Source organism: Clostridium sp. DJ247, from assembly GCF_014231265.1.
The window spans coordinates 38067-57065 of the sequence record NZ_JABAIW010000008.1; the positions used below are offsets into that span (position 1 = coordinate 38067).

Genomic DNA, 18999 nt, shown 5'->3' on the forward strand with positions numbered 1-18999 from the left:
AGTATATAGAGGTGTTAAAATGTTTAATAAGGAAAAAATAGTAGAATTACTTAATGAAAAAGGTTGGACTGCTTACAGACTTTGTAAGGAAGCTAATATAGCACAATCAACGTTAAGTGATATTCTAAACGGTAAAAAGAAAAATCCAAGTGCTAATACTCTTACTAAGCTGGCTATAGCCTTTGGCGTATCGGTAGATGAATTTTTCAAAGAAAAGGATATTGAAAATAAATCAACTTACAAAAAAGAAAAAATAATTAACAAAATAAATAAAATAGTTAAAGAAAATGGTATAAAAACAATAGCAGCACACTTTGAGGGTGAAGAATTTACAGAAGGTGAAAAATCGGATATAGAAAAATTTATTAAATTTGTAATATCACAAAGGGAAAACAAATAACTTCTTGTACTACTACTTATGGGGGGATTTTATGACTTACGAAGAACTATTTTATGAGGCACAAGATGATGGCATTAAGATTGTTGAAATGAACTTTGAGAGCGATATAAAAGGATTATACGCTAATAACACTATAGCTATTCATAATTCTCTAAAAACTGATAGTGAAAAACGAAGTGTCCTTGCTGAAGAAATAGGACATCATTATACATCTTGTGGAGATATATTAGACCAATCAAATACTAACAGTACAAAACAAGAAAAAAAAGCCAGAAATTGGGCTTACGAGAAGTTAGTAGGGATTACATCTTTAGTAAATGCGTACAAAAGTGGTATTAGAAATAGATACGAATTAGCTGAATATTTGAATGTAACAGAGGATTTTTTAGACGAAGCAATAAAACATTTTAAGGAGAAACACGGTATGTATTATCAAATAGATAACTATATAGTTTATTTTGATCCATTAGGTGTATTAGAAATGTTTTAATCTCCAGTTGTTATAAATAATATTTAGAGCAACTGGTTAACTTATAACCTTTATCAGGATATGCATTTGTATTAGAAAGATCAACTATTTAGATTGCACTGGGATCGGATTAACCCCTTTGCTTTGGACAAGACCTAATAAATTCTCTATTTATCTTAGATTTACACCCTTACTTCAATATTGGTTAGTTTTTCTCCAAAATAAAGGTTATAAAACTCGTTTGGAGACATAAACATTAGGGTTGAATGCATTCTCCTAATAATAAATGTATAAGCAATTGTCCAAACTAATTTAGGGGCTTAAGAGATTTATTATAAGTGGAGAGTATAAATGTAAGGCACGTTTATGAGACTTCCAGCAGATCATAGGAAAGGCTATCTTACGTCATTTGAGAAAATAATAAAAGGCAGCCGTTTTCTTGCCCTCACCGGCTGCCGAAGTGTCTTTTAAAATGAACAATATACTTTATAATGTTATAAGTTGATAATATCTCTTATCAATAGCTTCCAAGATACGTAAAGGTATCGTTGGCGAAGCCATTCCATTCCAAGGATGGGGCGAATGCGTCACTTGGGTTTGTATCACCAGTGAGAATTCCAGTTTTTCTTACAAGTGTATTGTCGCAGGTAGAGGTCAAACCGCTTCCCCATTCAGTTCCAGGGTCATATCCAACCTGCCCTATGCAGTCCAGGATGGTATTATTATACTTTAAAATAATAGCATCATCACCATTAAAGCTTAAGCTGGATGTTTTCAAGTCTGCTTGAGCCAATATAGTGGATGAAGCAGAACTGTGTGAAACAACATAAACGTCATTGCTGTTTAATGTTCCAGATAAATTGATTGTTGAACCTGGGGTAGTGCTACCATTGAAATAAAGCTCAAGTTTATATCCTGACAGGTTCACACTGCTGCCTGTACCATTATATATTTCAATTGCTTTGTTGTTACTGCTACCTTCAATATATTCGGAGATAAATAATTGACTTGCTCCTGATGTTGGGATAGCACTTACTTGATTTGAGTAGCCGCTTTCAATTCCATTTATTACGGATGTCATTACATAATAATACGTTGTTCCTCCAGTTAACCCGGTATCAGTCCAGCTATTATTGCTGTCAGGAATATTTGTTTTCGCCAAGGTATATGGACCACCATTTACAGTGGAACGATAAAGGTTGTAATAATCCACATCCTGTGCTGTGTTGAAAGACACTGTTACACTTCCACTTCCTCCGGTAGCACTGGTTACTGCTGGCGATATATATGGCTGGTATTGTAGGTCGATTCCACCGTTTGGCTGGGGTTGAAGTGAACTGCTTCCATCATTTGAATCCACCTCAGCGAAAAATCCGTCTCCGTCTACATCCGTACGAACAGGTTCAGTTGCTGTATATGAATCTCCGTTAACGTTATAGTTGATACCATTAGAAGTTTTAACAACAACATTCCCGGCAATTTTTGCGCTGCCTGTATTTGTTGTCGAATCTCCATGTTCCGTCATATATACCTGACTGGTTGCATTCAAAAGATTCATTACAGGCTGTCGAGGATGGCCATATGAATTATCGTCACCAACTGATATTATTGAAACTTCAGGATCAAGCTGGTTTACAAAGGTAGAGCTGTTTGAGTGGTCACTGCCATGGTGGTTTGCCCTGTAAACATCTACATCTCCAACGGTGCGGGCAACATTTCTTTCAATATCATGGTACTTATAACCGAACTCACTTGTATAAAATTGACCATCCAAATCTCCGCCGATCCATTCATCAAAGTCATAATAACTTATTAACATTCCAATAGAATAGTCGTTTTCTGCCGGAGGTTGAAGGTCTAGGCTGAAATTACCTGGATTAATGTCCCCATTTCCATCCACAACCTTAATATCCACTACTACATTTCCACCAAGGTTGATTTGACTGGTTCCCCTAAGGGCTAATGTAGGGTGCAACTTGCTGCTTCCAGCACCTTCTAGGTATGTTTTCCAGTTATCAAAGGTTCCGCTTGTTGTGCCAAGATATGTATTATAGTCTCTGTGAAGAAATTGTCCCACAGTAAAGCCTTGAACTTCAACAAGGTTCCATAATCCTCCATATCCAACATAACCTATATGGTCAAGATGAAAGTGGGTGTTTACTACATAATCCAGATTTTTTGCTCCTGTCACGCTCTGAATATAGTTTCCCACAGTTTGAGCATCCGCACTACTATTCCAGTAGGTCTCTCCGGCATCGATAAGTAGAGTCTTTCCTGTGGGGCTGACTACAAGTGTTGAATCGCCTTGGCCCACGTCAATATGGTGGATTTCCAAGTTTCCAGGGGTCCAGGTACCGCTGCCAGTTGTAACATTTGAACTGCCTTTTGTTGGTGTACTTGTAGGATAGGCCTGCCATGTGCCTCCGTTAGGTACCCTATACCAAGAAACATCACTTGCGGTTGAGCCATAAGAATACTCGTCCAATACGGTAACGCCATCTGTGCTTAAAATACGAACGCTATCTCCACCATTGTTGAAATAACTGCTAAAATCCTTTGTCCAAAACCCTCGTGCAGGGATAGTTGTCCCAGCAGGGATTTTATAAGGGCTGCCACCGCCATTGACAATATCGTCAATATAGTAGTCGCCTATATCGATAGCGGTATCGGTGTTGTTGTAAAGTTCCACCCATTCACTTCCACTGCTGGGCGCCGGTAAAATCTCGTTGATCTTGATTTGGCCGGTTGTGATAGCCGCATGTGTAGGAATAGAAACCATTGAGATAGAAAGAACTATACCAAGTAATAAGCCTACGATTTTTTTATAAATTTTCACTTTTAAAAACCTCCTATTATTATGTTTTATACAGTGAAAGTTTATATAGTTTATATAAAAAAATCCACTAAATTGATGTTAATAATACGTTATTTTACCTTAACATTCAAGATTTGACATTTAAATCTTAATAATTTAGTAATAACATGTGAAAATAAAGCTGAAACGCGGGATGTGCCCTTAGAGCAGTGAAAATTCAGAAATAGAGAAAAACTTACCTTCTACTTTAGTGCAAACGTTGAAAAATTTTATCGCTAAAATCATAGGCTCTAGCTGATCATCGAGCAAGTCTTTTAAAAATATATTCACATTATATTTAGTTAATGAATAAACTGAATATATAAAATTAGAAAGGTGGTGTAACAGTATTGATATATACAGTACAACCAGATGATTCTCTTTGCCCAATTACAAAAAATTACAATTCAACAGCTTCTAATGCTGATCAGATACTGGATACTACTTCAAGAGTAGAGTACTTACGTCCGCAACAAACGATACCTGCTCCACAAGAAACGAAACCTGATCCCGGCCCGACACCATGGCCACATTTTGAAGAAAATAAAAAAGGTACTCAATTTGCCGTTTTTAAAGAGAAGGATATAAAAAAGGATATTGTAATCTACAATTGCAGATCATCTTTTTTCTTTATGAGTAAAATGGCTGTGGAAAAAACCGGATGTTTTTCTATTTGTGAGCATGCAGGCACTCAATGCGGGAGATGCTTTACTAGTGAGTCCTTACCTTTTTATGTAATACCGTGGAATACAAACTGGGTGGGTTTAGGAGATTATGGAGTGGTCATCAATACAAGAACCAAAAAAGCAGCTTATGCCATTTGTGCTGATTGGGGACCTAAGCAGAATACAACTCTAATTAGTGGTAACACATTATTTGCAGGTAAAATAGGTGAAGGCTCAATATACCTTGGCAAACATCTCAATATAAAGGATATCTCCCCAACCCCACATAAAGCATTTGAACCTTACAATATTCTGTATATCATATTCCCGAATTCATCTAATGGGGTAACTACAATTAAGAATGTAGAACAAGTTAACAAAGATGCTCATCGCTATTTCAAGAAATGGGGCGGATGGCCTCAGGCTCAATACGTACTCAAAGAAAATTATGGTATAATACTGCAATAAGATTATAAAGGAGAAGAAGTATTATGTGGTATGTTGTTCAACCGGGAGATTGCTTATACATGATTTCTCTAAGATTTGGTGTATGTATACGAGAATTGCTTAAATTAAATTCTATGAGATCTGACACACTATATGTAGGTCAGAAACTCTTTATCCCTTTGTCTTATTCAAGAGCGCTAGTAACCTATACAGTAAAATCCGGTGATACTTTAGACTCTATTGCTCAAAACTTCAACACTACTAAACAAGCAATAATGCAGCTAAACAATATGTCAAATGACATCATAGTTCCAGGGCAAAAAATGAAAATTGAGCCGGGTTCTCGTCATTCAAGAGCAATAACAACCTATGTAGTGAAAACTGGGGATACTCTGGATTCAATCGCTCAAAAGTTCAACATCACTAAACAGGCAATAATGCAGTTAAATAATCTATACAGTGACCTTATAGTTCCAGGGCAAGAGTTGCGGATTGAAACTCGTTCTGACATACCTTACACTAAGTTTAGACCAGCTGCTACTTATACAGTAGAGGTAGGTGACACTTTAGATTCTATCGCTGAAAAGTTCAACACCACTAAACAGGCAATAATGCAACTTAATAACTTGGCTAGCGAGAATATAAAAGCAGGTCAGACTCTAACTATTGAAGTCCGCGGAGAACGTTTCCGCGAAACTATTGCCCCTACCCAAAATCATGTTACCATAAATAATAAACGCGAGTTTTTTTCTATTTATGATTTCGGTCTAAATAAAACTATAAAGGTATTTAAAGAATTGGGCCAAGAAGGAATTTTTTTCTTTGTGAGCAAGATGTCCGTGACTGCCGCTGGATCACCAAAAGCTTATCATAATGACAATGAATTAGCACTTGAATTTTTAGATAACGCAGGCCGAGATGGATACTGGTGGGGGCTTGTCACTGATCAGTCTGGTATTCCTTTAATTCAAGGTATTAAAGACCCTGCTCCAGGATATTATATATCCAAAACTGCCCTTTCGGACTGTAGCAAGTCACAAGACGACCCTACTAGATATGTAGATGCTGCTGGTATTCCCTATATAGCACTACCTGCTCACCATATGATGGATGCCAAGCTAGGAGATCTGTGTGTAGTTATTAACACCCTAAATAGCAAAATTGGTTATGCGATAATAGCAGATGTAGGACCAGATGATTCGCTTGGAATAGGCTCAATTGCTTTAGCAGAAGACATTGGCATTGTTTCAAGTCCCAAAATCGGTGGAGCAGAAGACGGAATATTATATATTGTATTCTCCCAAAGCGGTGAAGGCTGGTGCAAACTCAAAACTCGTGAGCAAGTCATTAATGAAGCACAGTGGTTATTTAAACAATGGGGCGGAATTGAAAAAGTACATGCATTATTTAACAAATTCCCACTAAGCTATACTAGCATTCAATAGTATTTGCTGAACATAATCTATAAAATAAGGCTTTACTCTAAGCATTTCTACTTATAGTAAAGCCACTATTTACATATTCTCAACTTCTTTCTTTAACTCCAATATTTATTATTTTTTTAAAATTCATATGCTATTTCATGAACTCCTTCATAAATTATAAGCATTGATACTCCTCAATTTCTAAAATTTTAGAAGTAAATCACATCAACGGATTAAAGCTATTTTAGAGATAAAGGAAAAGAGTCCTAGCAGATTATAAAACCCGCTAGAACTCTTCATTCTCACGTTTTTAAGTTTTTGGCAGGGGCAGCAGGAATCGAACCCGCAACCAACGGTTTTGGAGACCGAATAAAGTCTTTCCTGTGCATAATCCCTGTTATTTCAAGGCTTTAAAGCCGTTTTCGTTCTGATAAATGTAACGGTTATATCAAAATTATAACATACAGTCAACTAACAGTAAACCAACAGAAATATTTAGCAGAAGTCTTACAGTTAATAAAATATACAGCAAGGCAACCTCTACCCCTGCAAGTTATTTTACAGCATATTATCAGTTATTCATTCCCCAGAGTATAAAAAAGAAGGAACAGAGAAATGTTCTTCGTAGAACTAATCACCGCTCCTATCTTTTTATGTCAGTGTAATTCCTCTTTACTTTGCACCTGTTGGATGTCCAGCGTCATTTCTAACCTGTCTGACTACATCAAGGAATGAGAAATGTAATGTATGATTTTCAAAACCTAATTCCTCAAATAACTTACCTTTATTCGATATGTATTTATAAAGTTCATCAAGTCTTTTAGGGCTTTATCAGCTTTAACAACTTTTCTCTCGAAGTTATCAATTTCTGGTTGAGATGTACTATTATTCTTCAAGTATTCCAAATATGCTTCTGATAATAGTATTAATAATCTTTCAGCCGCACAGCCTATCATAGTTGTAGCTGATAACCTATTTCCACTACTTTTTTAAACTTCGAGTATCATTTCAGTATTCTTTCGTAATTTTTACTTCTTAATTCCTTACCATTTTTTTACAAAACAAGAATATCATGAACTAATCATTAAGGTCCTAAAATAAGAGTTCCTAAAAACCAATATAGGTATGGTAAAAAAAACAATATAGTGTTACTAATAATTCCCCATTTTCCAAATTTATTAGATGATACTTTTACCGATATAAATGCAAAAATAAATCCAAAAGGACTTATAAATGGAGCTATCATTAAAGGTAATCCCTCAAACTTTTGATATGGAGTTATTTTAAAAAACCAATTTAATATAAGTAAAAACATAATTATAGGTATTACTAAAGAAACAATACCAAATATATTTCCAACTTTTTTATTAGAAGGCTCATTTCCCACACTATCCCCCCTTTTAACGATATAATCTTTTATAATACGAGTTACCTTGCCATTATTGACCAAAGAAGAGTATTACATCCTAAATCTTATTTTTACTTTACAATAAATAAGTTGTAAAAATGAAATTAATGTAGTAGAAAACCCTATAGTACTAACCAGCGTATCATACTTATGATAATGGTATATATCCACTTCCTCCTTGCCTTTCAACATTTACTATGTCAACACTATACGGAAAGATTATCGGCAGTTCGGTTAGATATTCTTTGTAATAATTGTTTATTTCTTTCTGCATATATGGAACAAGTAATGAAATAACTAAGTCTATATAAATAATTTCCTTCGAGTTCTCTGTTAACTGGGCTTGCTCAATTTTAGACGGTTGTTTTATGGTTAACTCATAGGCAGAACATGGAATTGAAAAAGATGTTATTACTATTAAAATACTTACTACAAACACAATTTTTTTCAAAAATACCACCTCCAAAGAGTATTCTATAAATAGTTTCTCTTATTAGTGGATTTATATGATAGAACCATAAAATTATAATATAAAAAAGAACTTGCTATTGTATTTCAAAATACTGTGACGCATTTTGAATACTATTCAGTAATAACTTATAATTAAATTATACTATTTTATACAAGCATATAGACATTGATTTTATTTTTTACATAAATATAATACTATACGCTTCAACACAATTCTTAAATATACAGTTAAGACACCTCTACCAAGGAAGTGCCTTTTTTCTAAAACTATTATTAAAAATTTTCACCACATTTTAAGTACTCTGTGATGTCAATCCCAACTCTTTCAATCTTCTGCATAGTGTTGCTTTACTTACACCAGTACTTTCACAAATTTTCCTGATACTCATTGTCTTACTCCTGTACAGCTCTATTGCAAAATCCATTTGTTTACCTCCAGTTTTAGGTCTACCCATTTTTACACCTTTGGCAACTGCTACTTCTCTACCTTCTGCACATCTTTGTAGCAATAATCTTCTTTCAAACTGTGCTATTCCCGCCATAAGCGTCAACATCAACTCTCCTGTAGGACTGGCAGTATCTAACCAATTCTCACTTAATGACTTTATATAACAACCCTTGGCAGTAATCTGCTGCACTAAATCCAACATATCCAATGTACTACGAGATACTCTTGTCAACTCTTTTACCATCACTATATCCCCTTCCTGCAACTCTGCCAACATCTTTTTAAGTTCAGGTCTATCTATTTTAGTTCCTGTAATCTTCTCTTGATAAATAACATCACAACCAGCTTCCTGTAATGCTATAATCTGTCTATCTAAGTTTTGTTCTATTGTTGATACACGAGCATATCCAATTTTCACTTTAAATCTCTCCTTGTCTCTTGAGCGTTAGCCTTTAAATTATCACTTGTATTTCAATTTAGTCTTTACTTTTGATTAATAATCTCTTATAGTTGGGTAATGTCTGCTTTTGTTTCTCAAAATAGTTTAACTACCTACACAAGTAAAAAAGAAAATAAATCTTAAATTACTGTATAAGTAGATAAACTATTAATTTATAGTTGGTTTAAAGCCTTGCTATGCCCTATAAATACCCCTCTTGTTTACTGCTCTCGCAACACTAACTAAAACGTGCAATACTTGTCCTACACTCGCCAATGCCTACCTGTGAATATCTCACACCAAGTAACCTCCGAACCTTTAATGGCTGTTCTCACCTTACACAGAACACACCGAAGAAGGGTCCAGCGTTTATCGTTCTGTAGTTGATTTATTTGCAGTGGCTCAACTGACCTACTGGATTGTTTTAAGTTATTCCAGTGCCTTATAACTGACCTACTGCCTAAAAAAGACAATAGGAAACTAAGCCTTTACAAATCCCATTTTTTTCAATACAATATAAATGTGATAGTTGAGATTGTTAAGGTTTAATTTAACGATATTCAATTTTATTTAAAGTCACCTACTGCGAATAGGTGGCTTTTAGTTTTCTCTACCCAAAATCAGTTCTTTTATGCTTAAAGCTTTCCATCCTATATATTTTCTTAAAGGGTTTACACTATTTAGCAGTGTTGAATGACCTAACATCTTTTGCAATGTAAATACATCCATACCAGCCTTTACAGCTTCTACAGCGAATGTCCTTCTATATTGGTGAGGTGTTGTTTGTTTATGGGTAATTCCAGCCCACTTTCCGTACTTTTCAAAGTTTTTAATAACAGCAAGTGTCTGTATTCTATCCCCAAGAGAACTACAGAAGATATATTCCTCATAGTTATTCTCAGCAATTTTTATAAGCTTTCGCAGATATTTAGCTGTTTTACTACTTATAGGTAAAATCCTTGCTTCTCTTGTCTTTGCTGTTTCACTACTAATTTTAATAGTCTTGTCCGTACTGTTATAATCTTCTATCTTAACATTTAATAACTCGTTAATTCTCACACCACAATCTAAGATAACCAGCATAATAACATAATCTCTAAATTGTGAGTAAATCTTTAAATCTAATACTCTGAATATCTTTCTCACTTCTGCTACAGTCAATGGCTCTTTCGTATCCTTTGGAACTTTGACTAACTTTACTTTGCTTGATACATCATCTGGAATAATCTTTTCGTTATATAACCACCTTAAATAACATTTAATTGTTCTAAGTCTGATATTTATTGTGCAAGGCTTGTATTCTTTCTGGAATAAATAAGCAATATATTGCAAAAATATCCCTTTTCCAACGACATGGTTCTCGTAATCCGTTACCTCGCTTTGTAACCAGTTTTTAAAGTATCCCATTAAATTCAAATGGTCTGAGATTGTCTTGCCTGCTAATCCTTCAAGCTTCTTCACAGTCATAAACTGCTCATGTAGCTTTAAAAAATCGCCAATATTAAAACCGTCTTTTTGCTCCTTTTCTTGATGTAACGGTTCTATTTCTGCTCCAACTCCATCCATTGTAATACGCTTTCTGAATTTACGTGTAGACTGCTTGCAACCCATTGTATTCTCCCTTATTTAGCTGTACTATATAAAGAACTATCCAATGGTTTATACGCAAAACACAGGCTAAAGGTTTGTAATAAAAAAGATGTGATTATAAAAGAAAAAAGTAGCCCAACTCGCTGAAAAATCAGCTGTCAGACTACTTTTCTAACCATCTGGCAGGGGCAGCAGGAATCGAACCCGCAACCAACGGTTTTGGAGACCGCTACTCTACCAATTGAGCTATACCCCTAAGACGTATTTAATTATAACTCATATATTTATAAAATGCAACCTTTTTTTATTTTTAATATAAATATTAGAATTCAATATTTTTGCTACTCTTTCTCCAAGGCTTAAAAGCACCAAACTTCCTGTTAAGAGGTAATCTTACCTCTTAACAGTCTCACTTTCATAAAATTTTTTTAGACTTTCAGTATTATACTTAATTATGTCTCCATACCTTATTTCTCCATTATATATTTTTATGTTTATCACCTTTAAATTATACTCTTTTATTAAAGCATCATTTCCTTTTAACACAGCTTCATCACTATACAAAAATATCTTATCCTTTGTATCCTTTAATTGTAAATTTAAATTTGCATTTGCATTAATTGTAATGATACCGTTTGAGTCTTTACTCAAATCTAACACTTTTAAATCATTGTATTTCGTAAAATAACTTAATTCATCTTCTGGCACTATAAATGTATAGTTAACTAACTTATCCCGAATACCTTTAAGTTCTTTTTGGCTACTTTCAATATCTTTAAGCGCCTGTGCAAAATTCTTTTCATATAAGTCTCTATTCTTAGGATCTCTGTCTTGTATAGAATTTTTGATGTTTACTAACGCAACTTTATAGTTATCTATATTTAAAAGGTAAAATGGGTTATCCTTTAATACGGTATCTTTGTACTTTATAACTTTATTATAGGAGAGAAGCTTTACGCCCCTGGACATATTTATTACGCCTACCTTACTCTTGTTCAATTTGTCTATGAAATCATTTATCCAGGGCTCAAATCCAGCTCCCATGTAAATAAATAAATCTTTTTTTGCTACGTTACCCAGGCTGTCAGCTGAAAACTGAAAATTTATTTCTGAATCCCTATTCTTAAACATATACTCTACATAATGTTTATCTTTAACTATATCTTTAATCATGTAGTACGTTAACTTGTCTGGAGTAATAATCGCTAGATCAACATCATTTTTAGTTTCCAACTTAGCACTTTCAGTATTTTCTGTTTTGTTTTTTACTTGTTTTCCACAACTAATTAAAAATACTATAAAAAAGCAAAGCAATATTATTAGTTTTTTACTCAAACTATTCACCTCAATATAAAAATAACCTAGTAACTTATAAAAATAAACCTGTACTATATATTCTACATAATATAATTTAACAATGCAAACGGTAATAAATATTTACACAATTATAAATTGTAATTTATTACTACAAATAATTGCCAAAATATTTAATACTTATTACAGTTATGCTAAAATTAATATAAACTATTTTCTAAAAAGTTTAGCGAGGTTTAACTATGAACATTAGCATGGATAAAATAATAAGAGCAATATCTATAGCCTTAGACTTATCACAAATTAGTACAACTACAGCGGTTCCGGTAATAGAAAATGTAACCAACGTTAACTATTCAGCTCATCAATTTATGCATCATTCTCAAAGAACCACATATATTTCATTAGAAATTGCAAAGCATTTAAATTTAACTGATCATCAGCTAAAATTATTATATATTTCTGCACTACTGCATGATATAGGTGCTACTAACTATTTATATCATATAGATGCTACTAACTATTTATATGATATACATTTTTCAGATACCTTTATAGAAGCTCATTGTAATCTTGGGTCAAGCATAACTAAATCATTTCCCTACTTTCACGATATGTCTAATATAATATTAAACCATCATGAAAATTTTGATGGAAGTGGTCCTATGAATTTAAAAGGTAGTTTCATTCCTATAGAGAGCCAAATAATTCGAATTTCTGATTTAATCGAAGTATTGTATAGTGAAAGTATGCCAGCTTTTAAACAAAAATTCCAAATTATTTCTTGGATTAAAGATAGATCTGAAACTATATTTTCTCCATTACTAGTTGAGGCTTTTACTAAAGCTGCTTCAAATGATATGTTTTGGTTTAATGTTGAGAATATTAACTATATGGGATTTATTCTTGATAATATAGCTCCAAAGATAGATATGCTGTTAGACTTAAATCAGTTTGAGGATATAGCTTATATTTTTTCTAATATTATAGATAACAAGAGTAAATTTACTGCAGCACATTCCATAAAAATTGGAGAACTAGCCTACACTGTTTCGAAATTTCTAGAATATCCTGAAGAAAAGTGCCTACAAATGAAAGTTGCAGGTTTACTTCATGATATTGGAAAGCTTGCGATACCTTCTACAATTTTAGATAAAGATAGCTCCTTATCTAAAGAAGAATTTGCTATTATAAAATCTCATGTTTATTATACAAAAATTATTCTTGATAGAATAAAAGATCTAGGAAACATTATTGATTGGGCATCTAATCATCATGAAAAACTCGATGGCAGTGGCTATCCTCGAGGTCTAAATAGTGAGCAACTAACTGAAGAATCTCGTATAATGGCCGTTTGTGATATATACCAAGCTTTAACCGAAGATAGGCCATATCGAAAAGGACTTGGTAATGAGAAAGCTTTTGCCATAATGAATAATATGGTTTCTGAAGGCTTTATCTGCAACACAGCTTTGTCATATTTAAAAGATACCCTATATAGTTATAAGTCCTACTCATAGCCTAAGTTTCTTTTCTTTTTGTACACTTTTGGATAAAATATTTATGAGGTGAATTAATATGGAGTTTATTGTTAACAATGCTGATAGCACAATTGAGTTAGGTAAAAAGTTAGGCGCTCTTTTAAATAGCGGTGATATTATATGTATTAACGGAGACCTAGGTGCTGGTAAAACTCATTTTACAAAAGGTATTGCAAGAGGTCTTGGTATAAATGAACCTATTACCAGTCCTACATTTACCATTGTAAATGAATATACTGGTAGATTAAAGCTTTATCATTTCGATGTATATAGGGTTAACGATCCTGATGAGATAGAACTTATAGGGTTTGACGAATATATTTTTAGTGATGCTGTAAGTATCATAGAATGGTCCAATTACATAAAAGATCTAATTCCTAAGGAACGTATAGAAATAGAGATTAAAAAAGCTCTTGATCTAGGTACGGACTATAGAAAAGTTATAATAAAATGTTACGGTGACAGATATGAGCATATAAAGGAGTTAAAATAAGATATGAAAATTTTAAGTTTAGATACAGCTACAGAGTCAGCAACTTGTGCTGTATTAGATGATAACAGGTTACTAGGAGAAATAACCTTTAATTATAAAAAACAACATTCTGTGGTAGTTATGTCTATGATAGATACACTATTAAAAAATATACAACTTAACATAGGTTCTTTAGATGGATTTGTTGTTTCAAAGGGACCTGGTTCATTTACAGGTCTTAGAATAGGTGCATCTGTTATAAAAGGACTAAGCCAAGGCAGCGGTAAACCTTTTGTTGGAGTTTCATCTTTAGATGCTTTAGCATACAACTTAGCGTATACCCCTGGTATTATTTGCCCTATTCTTGATGCACTTAGAGGCAATGTTTATACAGCGCTATACAAATTTCAAGATGAAAAATTGAAACTTATAAGTGATTATATGATTATTTCTATAGATGATTTGATATCTATGTTAAACAAACACAATGAACCAGTGTATTTTATAGGCGATGCAATTCCTAATTTTAAGGAACACTTAATGCTGAATATGAGGGATATTACATTCTCTCCTGTACACCTTAATGTAGTTAAAGCTGCTTCTCTAGGTGAATTGGGATTAAACCTTCTAAACCAAGGAATATCTGATGATTTATATTCCTTTTCTCCTTTCTATATTAGAAAATCTCAAGCTGAGAGAGAATATGATGAAAAGTTGGAGTCTATAAAAAATGAATGATATTGAAATAGCTTCTTTAAGCCTACAGCACATTGACAGCGTACTTGCTATAGATTGTTTGAGTTTTCCCACTCCTTGGAGTAAAAGCTCCTTCATAAAAGAGATAGAAAATAATAAGTTTGCGCGATATGTTGTAGCTAAAAAAAGTGAATTTGTAATTGGCTACGCTGGCATGTGGCTCATTCTTGATGAAGGTCACATTACTAATATTGCAGTTCATCCAGAACATAGAGGCATAGGTGTTGGCAACCTCTTACTGGAAGCCTTAATTAAAATATGTAAAACAGAAGCTGCAGTAAGTATGACTTTAGAGGTAAGAAAATCTAATATCATAGCTCAAAGCCTGTATAAAAAGTATGGATTTGTAGAAGATGGCATTAGAAAAAACTACTATGCAGATAACAAAGAAGATGCCATAATAATGTGGAAGCATAACATATAAAAAAACAAGGATTGAAATTTTCAATCCTTGTTTTTTTATCGATACCCATAACTTAAATTTAACTTATACGTAGGAATATAATGCCAAAACTGAAGGCACTTTTAAAAACTTTTTTATCAGTCTTAGTGAAGTGTTTTTAGAAAATCTTAGGAGCTTTGATATGTTTGAGGTACGAGTTTATCAATGCTTCTTAGATTTTCAGAAACACGAACTTTAGACTGATTAAAAATTTTTAACGTGCCGAAGTTTGGCAGCATATTCCGGAGTATAAGTTAAATTTCGGGCACGGTTATCTATATTATTCTACAAGTATTCTATTATAGTTTTTCTTACCTCTTCTTACTAACATACTTCCATCCTTAAAGTTATCCTTTGTCACTATCATATTAGCATCTGTTACCTTTTCATCATTTACTGTAAGTCCACCTTGTTGTACCAATCTTCTAGCTTCACTCTTAGATGGCACAATTTTTGTAGATACAAGTAAATCCAGTATAGTGCCTCCTAATGAGTCTTCTTTAACAGTAACAGTAGGCACTGCACTCATGTCTTGACCACCAGAGAATAGTGCTTCTGCAGCTACTTTTGCCTTTTGAGCTTCTTCTTCGCCATGAATAAGCTTAGTAACCTCAAAAGCTAATACTTTTTTAGCTTCATTTATTTCAGCATCCTTAAGTGCTCCAAGCCTTCTAACTTCATCTATAGGTAGGAATGTTAAAAGAGCTAAACACTTCTCAACGTCTGCATCACCAACATTCCTCCAATATTGATAAAAATCATACGGTGATGTTTTATCTTTATCAAGCCATACTGCTCCACTTTCTGTCTTACCCATTTTTTTACCTTCACTGTTAGTTAAAAGCGTAAAGGTCATACCATACGCTGCTTTAGCTTCTTTTCTTCTTATTAAATCAGTACCTGCTAATATGTTAGACCATTGATCATCTCCGCCCATTTCAAGAACGCAGCCATATCTCCTGTTAAGCTCAAGGAAATCATATCCTTGCATTAGCATGTAGTTGAATTCAAGGAAGGATAATCCTTTTTCTAATCTTTGCTTAAAACATTCAGCCGCAAGCATTCTATTTACAGAAAATAGTGCTCCTACTTCCCTTAAAAATTCTATGTAATTAAGCCCCATCAACCAATTAGCATTGTTTTCCATTATAGCTTTTCCATCACTAAAATCAATTAACCTTGAAAATTGATTTTTAAAGCTTTCTGCATTATGTTCTATCTGTTCTTTGGTTAGCATCTTTCTCATGTCGGTTTTACCACTTGGGTCACCTACCATGGCTGTACCGCCTCCAATTAGAGCTATAGGTCTATGGCCTGCTCTTTGCATATGTGCCATAACCATCATTTGCAAAAAATGTCCAACATGAAGACTATCTGCAGTTGGATCAAAACCTATGTAAAATGTTACCTTTTCCTTTTCTAATAATTCTTTTATTTCCTCTTCGTGAGTTAGCTGCTTTATATATCCACGTTCTAGTAACGTATTATAAACGTTAGGCAATTTCAAACCCCTACCTTTCTAAGCATTATAAAGTTATCACACCTTGTTATAAATTATAGTATATATTTAAAGTATTTTTTTATCAATATTTAAATACATATAAAATGAGTTTTATGTTAAAATTTATTATATATACTTAATACTTAACTGAAAGGGTGTATTTTATGCAGAGCTGGGCTTTTAAGTCCGTGGTTTTATCCAACGAAATAAATTTAAATGCTATTGCTTCTCATTTCGGTATTAACAAGAAGTTTAAATGGGAAGAACCATTGATACTATCAGATCGATTTTTAAAAGGAGTCCTAAAAGAGGTAGATAATAAGTGGGTATATATATTTTACTTTGGATCTCTAGTTTTTATAAATATGGAGTTCCATGAAACTCAAGATATTTTAAAATATTTAAAAAATATTGATTTAAATCTGAAAAATAATGATATTATTAATGACTATACTGATGAATATAAACTTGAAGTAGATACTAAACATGACTATTCTTTATATAATGATTTAATGACATCAAATGAATTTTTACCGTATTATTTAGATATAATATCCTTAGTGCTGGCAAAATCCACTTGCTTGAAAAAAATTGAAATCGATATTGATAAACTTTTAGATGGTATAGAAAATATCATAAATTACTTAAATACAGGAAAATTTAATATGTCTGATGAGGATATAGCCAAAACTTCAGCTAAAGTTCTGACATTTAAGTATAATACCATTTCCTCACTTATGCTTTTAGATAAACCTAAAGCAGCCTGGGATAACGAAAATATAGAAAACTTTTATCTACAAATGGCATCTCTTTTTGACTTAGATGAAAGATATAAAAAGATACATCATAAAACGGAAATTCTAAAGGATATTACAGATGTATTTGCCACTTTAACTCACGAGAGAAGAGCAACAAAGCTGGAAATAATGGTTATTGTACTTATTTTATTTGAACTGATTATATCAATTGTGGAGTTTATACTAAAATTTTAAACTAATTTAAGACTGGGTATATGCCCAGCCTTAAATTAGTAAGTTATTTCATAGGAATTCTTTTATGCCTGGATATATTACCTTAAACTCTCCGTCCTTAATGGAGTTTATAAAATTCACTCTTCCCTTGTTCTTAAATGCTTTTTTCATCATATTAAATCCTCTACCTGAATTAATTATTTTATCTTCGTTATCTAATGCAATCATCTTTTCATATACCCACATGTTTCTTCTTATATAATTAAAATAGTTATTACTATTACCTTTAACCAATACCCCTGGACTAACTACAACTATACTATTATACCCAACTATTACTTCTATTTCTTTATTACATTCTGTATAATCCCTATACAGAACAGCATTTTTCACACCTTCATTTATAGCATAAACAGGATAGGACTTCGGTAATATATCTCGTAAAATTTTTTCACTTTTATTCAACATAGTTAGCAGATCTCCTTGAACTATAAGGATGTTATCTAAATTTTTATTAGCATTATTAATTATTTTTATCATATTATGTGGAACATAAATATTATTTGTTTTTGAAAATACTAAAAGTCCTCCTAAGGTTACCATATATTTACCTGAATCTTTATCCATGTATATAATTGAAGCATTCTCCATAAGATTTAATCTATTTTCCTCTTCTATTCTTATGCCTTGAGATATAAAATATTTATCAACAATGCTATTATCTATACATTCTAAAGTACTGCCAGGTACAGGACATAGTTCTATATTTAAACTTAAACCTTCTTGTAATGATGATATTATCTCTTGTTTTCTCATAGTATCATTTGTAGATCCTCTTCTTATGTAGAAGGCTCCGTTATCTCTTAATTGATATGGTTTCTGAGGTCCATCATATATATTTATAACTGCAACATTTTTACCTTCATATTTTACTAACTCAAAAGATATTGGTACTGGTGGCTCAATTCTAGAGCTTATTATTTGTTGTATTTTTTCTTCGCTAAGCTCTAAATCTCCAATTCCTAATACTCTTTTAGTTTTATCTTCTATACCTATTATTAAATAACCTCTTCCACCTCTTGAATTTGCTATAGCACAGATATCCTTAGCTAACTCTTTTCTGCCGCTGTCAGTATCAATTTCTATATGCTGTTTAAAATCTAATTTAGTACCCTCTGACTTTTTTAATAGATTTACTAACTTCTTCTTATCCATATTAATAACCTCAAATTTCTTATATAAATAATTATATTCATTAGTCTTACAAATATTGTGATAACTTAATTATAATACAATTTATTCTATTAAAGTTCTTATAATGTGCATAACAACTGATACGCACTAGCTTGATTTAAGTAACCTTAATATATTTATATTATACCTCTAT

At 32.7% G+C, this 18999-nt stretch carries 18 protein-coding genes and 1 tRNA gene; 9 read left to right on the plus strand and 10 right to left on the minus strand.

Annotated elements, in window-relative coordinates; genetic code table 11:
• Positions 1–19 precede the first annotated feature (19 nt).
• Together HGI79_RS05100 and HGI79_RS05105 are read left to right on the plus strand one after the other, a co-directional pair.
• Positions 20–400: a helix-turn-helix domain-containing protein gene (locus HGI79_RS05100; protein ID WP_185649583.1), complete on the plus strand. Its 381-nt coding sequence runs from the start codon at positions 20–22 to the stop codon at positions 398–400.
• 31 nt (positions 401–431) lie between these two features.
• On the plus strand, positions 432–890 hold the full coding sequence (locus HGI79_RS05105; RefSeq protein ID WP_185649584.1) for an ImmA/IrrE family metallo-endopeptidase: 459 nt from the start codon (positions 432–434) through the stop codon (positions 888–890).
• Between the two features lie 496 nt (positions 891–1386).
• Here HGI79_RS05105 and HGI79_RS05110 read toward each other — a convergent pair whose 3' ends face one another.
• Complete coding sequence (locus tag HGI79_RS05110; RefSeq protein WP_185649585.1) at positions 1387–3705, minus strand: lamin tail domain-containing protein; 2319 nt, start codon at positions 3703–3705, stop codon at positions 1387–1389.
• A gap of 368 nt (positions 3706–4073) precedes the next feature.
• On the opposite strand from HGI79_RS05110, the gene HGI79_RS05115 reads away from it, so the two are divergent.
• Entirely contained in the window at positions 4074–4856 is a 783-nt protein-coding gene (locus HGI79_RS05115; protein WP_185649586.1) for a glycoside hydrolase family 75 protein, read from the plus strand.
• A 23-nt stretch (positions 4857–4879) separates the two neighbouring features.
• Positions 4880–6280 (plus strand): LysM peptidoglycan-binding domain-containing protein, encoded by a 1401-nt coding sequence (locus HGI79_RS05120; RefSeq protein WP_185649587.1) that lies wholly within the window; start codon positions 4880–4882, stop codon positions 6278–6280.
• A 740-nt stretch (positions 6281–7020) separates the two neighbouring features.
• Here HGI79_RS05120 and HGI79_RS05125 read toward each other — a convergent pair.
• The 7 genes from HGI79_RS05125 to HGI79_RS05155 all read right to left on the minus strand — a co-directional run bounded on the left by HGI79_RS05125 (position 7021) and on the right by HGI79_RS05155 (position 11959).
• Entirely contained in the window at positions 7021–7215 is a 195-nt protein-coding gene (locus HGI79_RS05125; RefSeq protein ID WP_185649588.1) for a hypothetical protein, read from the minus strand.
• 128 nt (positions 7216–7343) lie between these two features.
• The gene (locus HGI79_RS05130) at positions 7344–7646 is read right to left on the minus strand and encodes a hypothetical protein (RefSeq protein WP_185649589.1); all 303 of its coding nucleotides are present in this window, start codon (positions 7644–7646) and stop codon (positions 7344–7346) included.
• Between the two features lie 169 nt (positions 7647–7815).
• Complete coding sequence (locus HGI79_RS05135) at positions 7816–8118, minus strand: DUF3888 domain-containing protein (protein ID WP_241428141.1); 303 nt, start codon at positions 8116–8118, stop codon at positions 7816–7818.
• Positions 8119–8431: 313 nt separating this feature from the next.
• A complete protein-coding gene (locus tag HGI79_RS05140) occupies positions 8432–9004 on the minus strand; it encodes a recombinase family protein (protein ID WP_185649590.1) in 573 nt (190 codons plus the stop codon).
• A 621-nt stretch (positions 9005–9625) separates the two neighbouring features.
• Positions 9626–10636, minus strand: coding sequence for a tyrosine-type recombinase/integrase (locus HGI79_RS05145; RefSeq protein WP_185649591.1), 1011 nt, complete (start codon positions 10634–10636; stop codon positions 9626–9628).
• A 159-nt stretch (positions 10637–10795) separates the two neighbouring features.
• Positions 10796–10871: transfer RNA gene (locus tag HGI79_RS05150), tRNA-Trp, on the minus strand.
• A gap of 137 nt (positions 10872–11008) precedes the next feature.
• The gene (locus HGI79_RS05155; RefSeq protein ID WP_313885183.1) at positions 11009–11959 is read right to left on the minus strand and encodes a metal ABC transporter solute-binding protein, Zn/Mn family; all 951 of its coding nucleotides are present in this window, start codon (positions 11957–11959) and stop codon (positions 11009–11011) included.
• A 212-nt stretch (positions 11960–12171) separates the two neighbouring features.
• Here HGI79_RS05155 and HGI79_RS05160 point away from each other — a divergent pair, with 212 nt between their 5' ends.
• From HGI79_RS05160 to rimI, 4 genes are read left to right on the plus strand one after another with little or no spacing between them, the layout of a single operon-like run.
• Entirely contained in the window at positions 12172–13449 is a 1278-nt protein-coding gene (locus HGI79_RS05160; RefSeq protein WP_185649593.1) for an HD-GYP domain-containing protein, read from the plus strand.
• A 58-nt stretch (positions 13450–13507) separates the two neighbouring features.
• On the plus strand, positions 13508–13963 hold the full coding sequence (gene tsaE, locus HGI79_RS05165; RefSeq protein ID WP_185649594.1) for a tRNA (adenosine(37)-N6)-threonylcarbamoyltransferase complex ATPase subunit type 1 TsaE: 456 nt from the start codon (positions 13508–13510) through the stop codon (positions 13961–13963).
• Between the two features lie 3 nt (positions 13964–13966).
• Positions 13967–14680: a tRNA (adenosine(37)-N6)-threonylcarbamoyltransferase complex dimerization subunit type 1 TsaB gene (gene tsaB, locus HGI79_RS05170; protein ID WP_185649595.1), complete on the plus strand. Its 714-nt coding sequence runs from the start codon at positions 13967–13969 to the stop codon at positions 14678–14680.
• The gene (gene rimI / locus HGI79_RS05175) at positions 14673–15122 is read left to right on the plus strand and encodes a ribosomal protein S18-alanine N-acetyltransferase (protein WP_185649596.1); all 450 of its coding nucleotides are present in this window, start codon (positions 14673–14675) and stop codon (positions 15120–15122) included. Before tsaB ends, rimI begins: the two co-directional genes overlap by 8 nt.
• 298 nt (positions 15123–15420) lie before the next feature.
• On the opposite strand, the gene tyrS is transcribed toward rimI, so the two are convergent.
• A complete protein-coding gene (tyrS, locus tag HGI79_RS05180; RefSeq protein WP_185649597.1) occupies positions 15421–16641 on the minus strand; it encodes a tyrosine--tRNA ligase in 1221 nt (406 codons plus the stop codon).
• Between the two features lie 164 nt (positions 16642–16805).
• Here tyrS and HGI79_RS05185 point away from each other — a divergent pair, with 164 nt between their 5' ends.
• Positions 16806–17633: an RMD1 family protein gene (locus tag HGI79_RS05185; RefSeq protein ID WP_185649598.1), complete on the plus strand. Its 828-nt coding sequence runs from the start codon at positions 16806–16808 to the stop codon at positions 17631–17633.
• A gap of 48 nt (positions 17634–17681) precedes the next feature.
• Here the strand turns inward: HGI79_RS05185 and HGI79_RS05190 are convergent, their stop codons facing one another.
• Positions 17682–18827 (minus strand): helix-turn-helix domain-containing protein, encoded by a 1146-nt coding sequence (locus HGI79_RS05190; RefSeq protein WP_185649599.1) that lies wholly within the window; start codon positions 18825–18827, stop codon positions 17682–17684.
• Positions 18828–18999 lie beyond the last annotated feature (172 nt).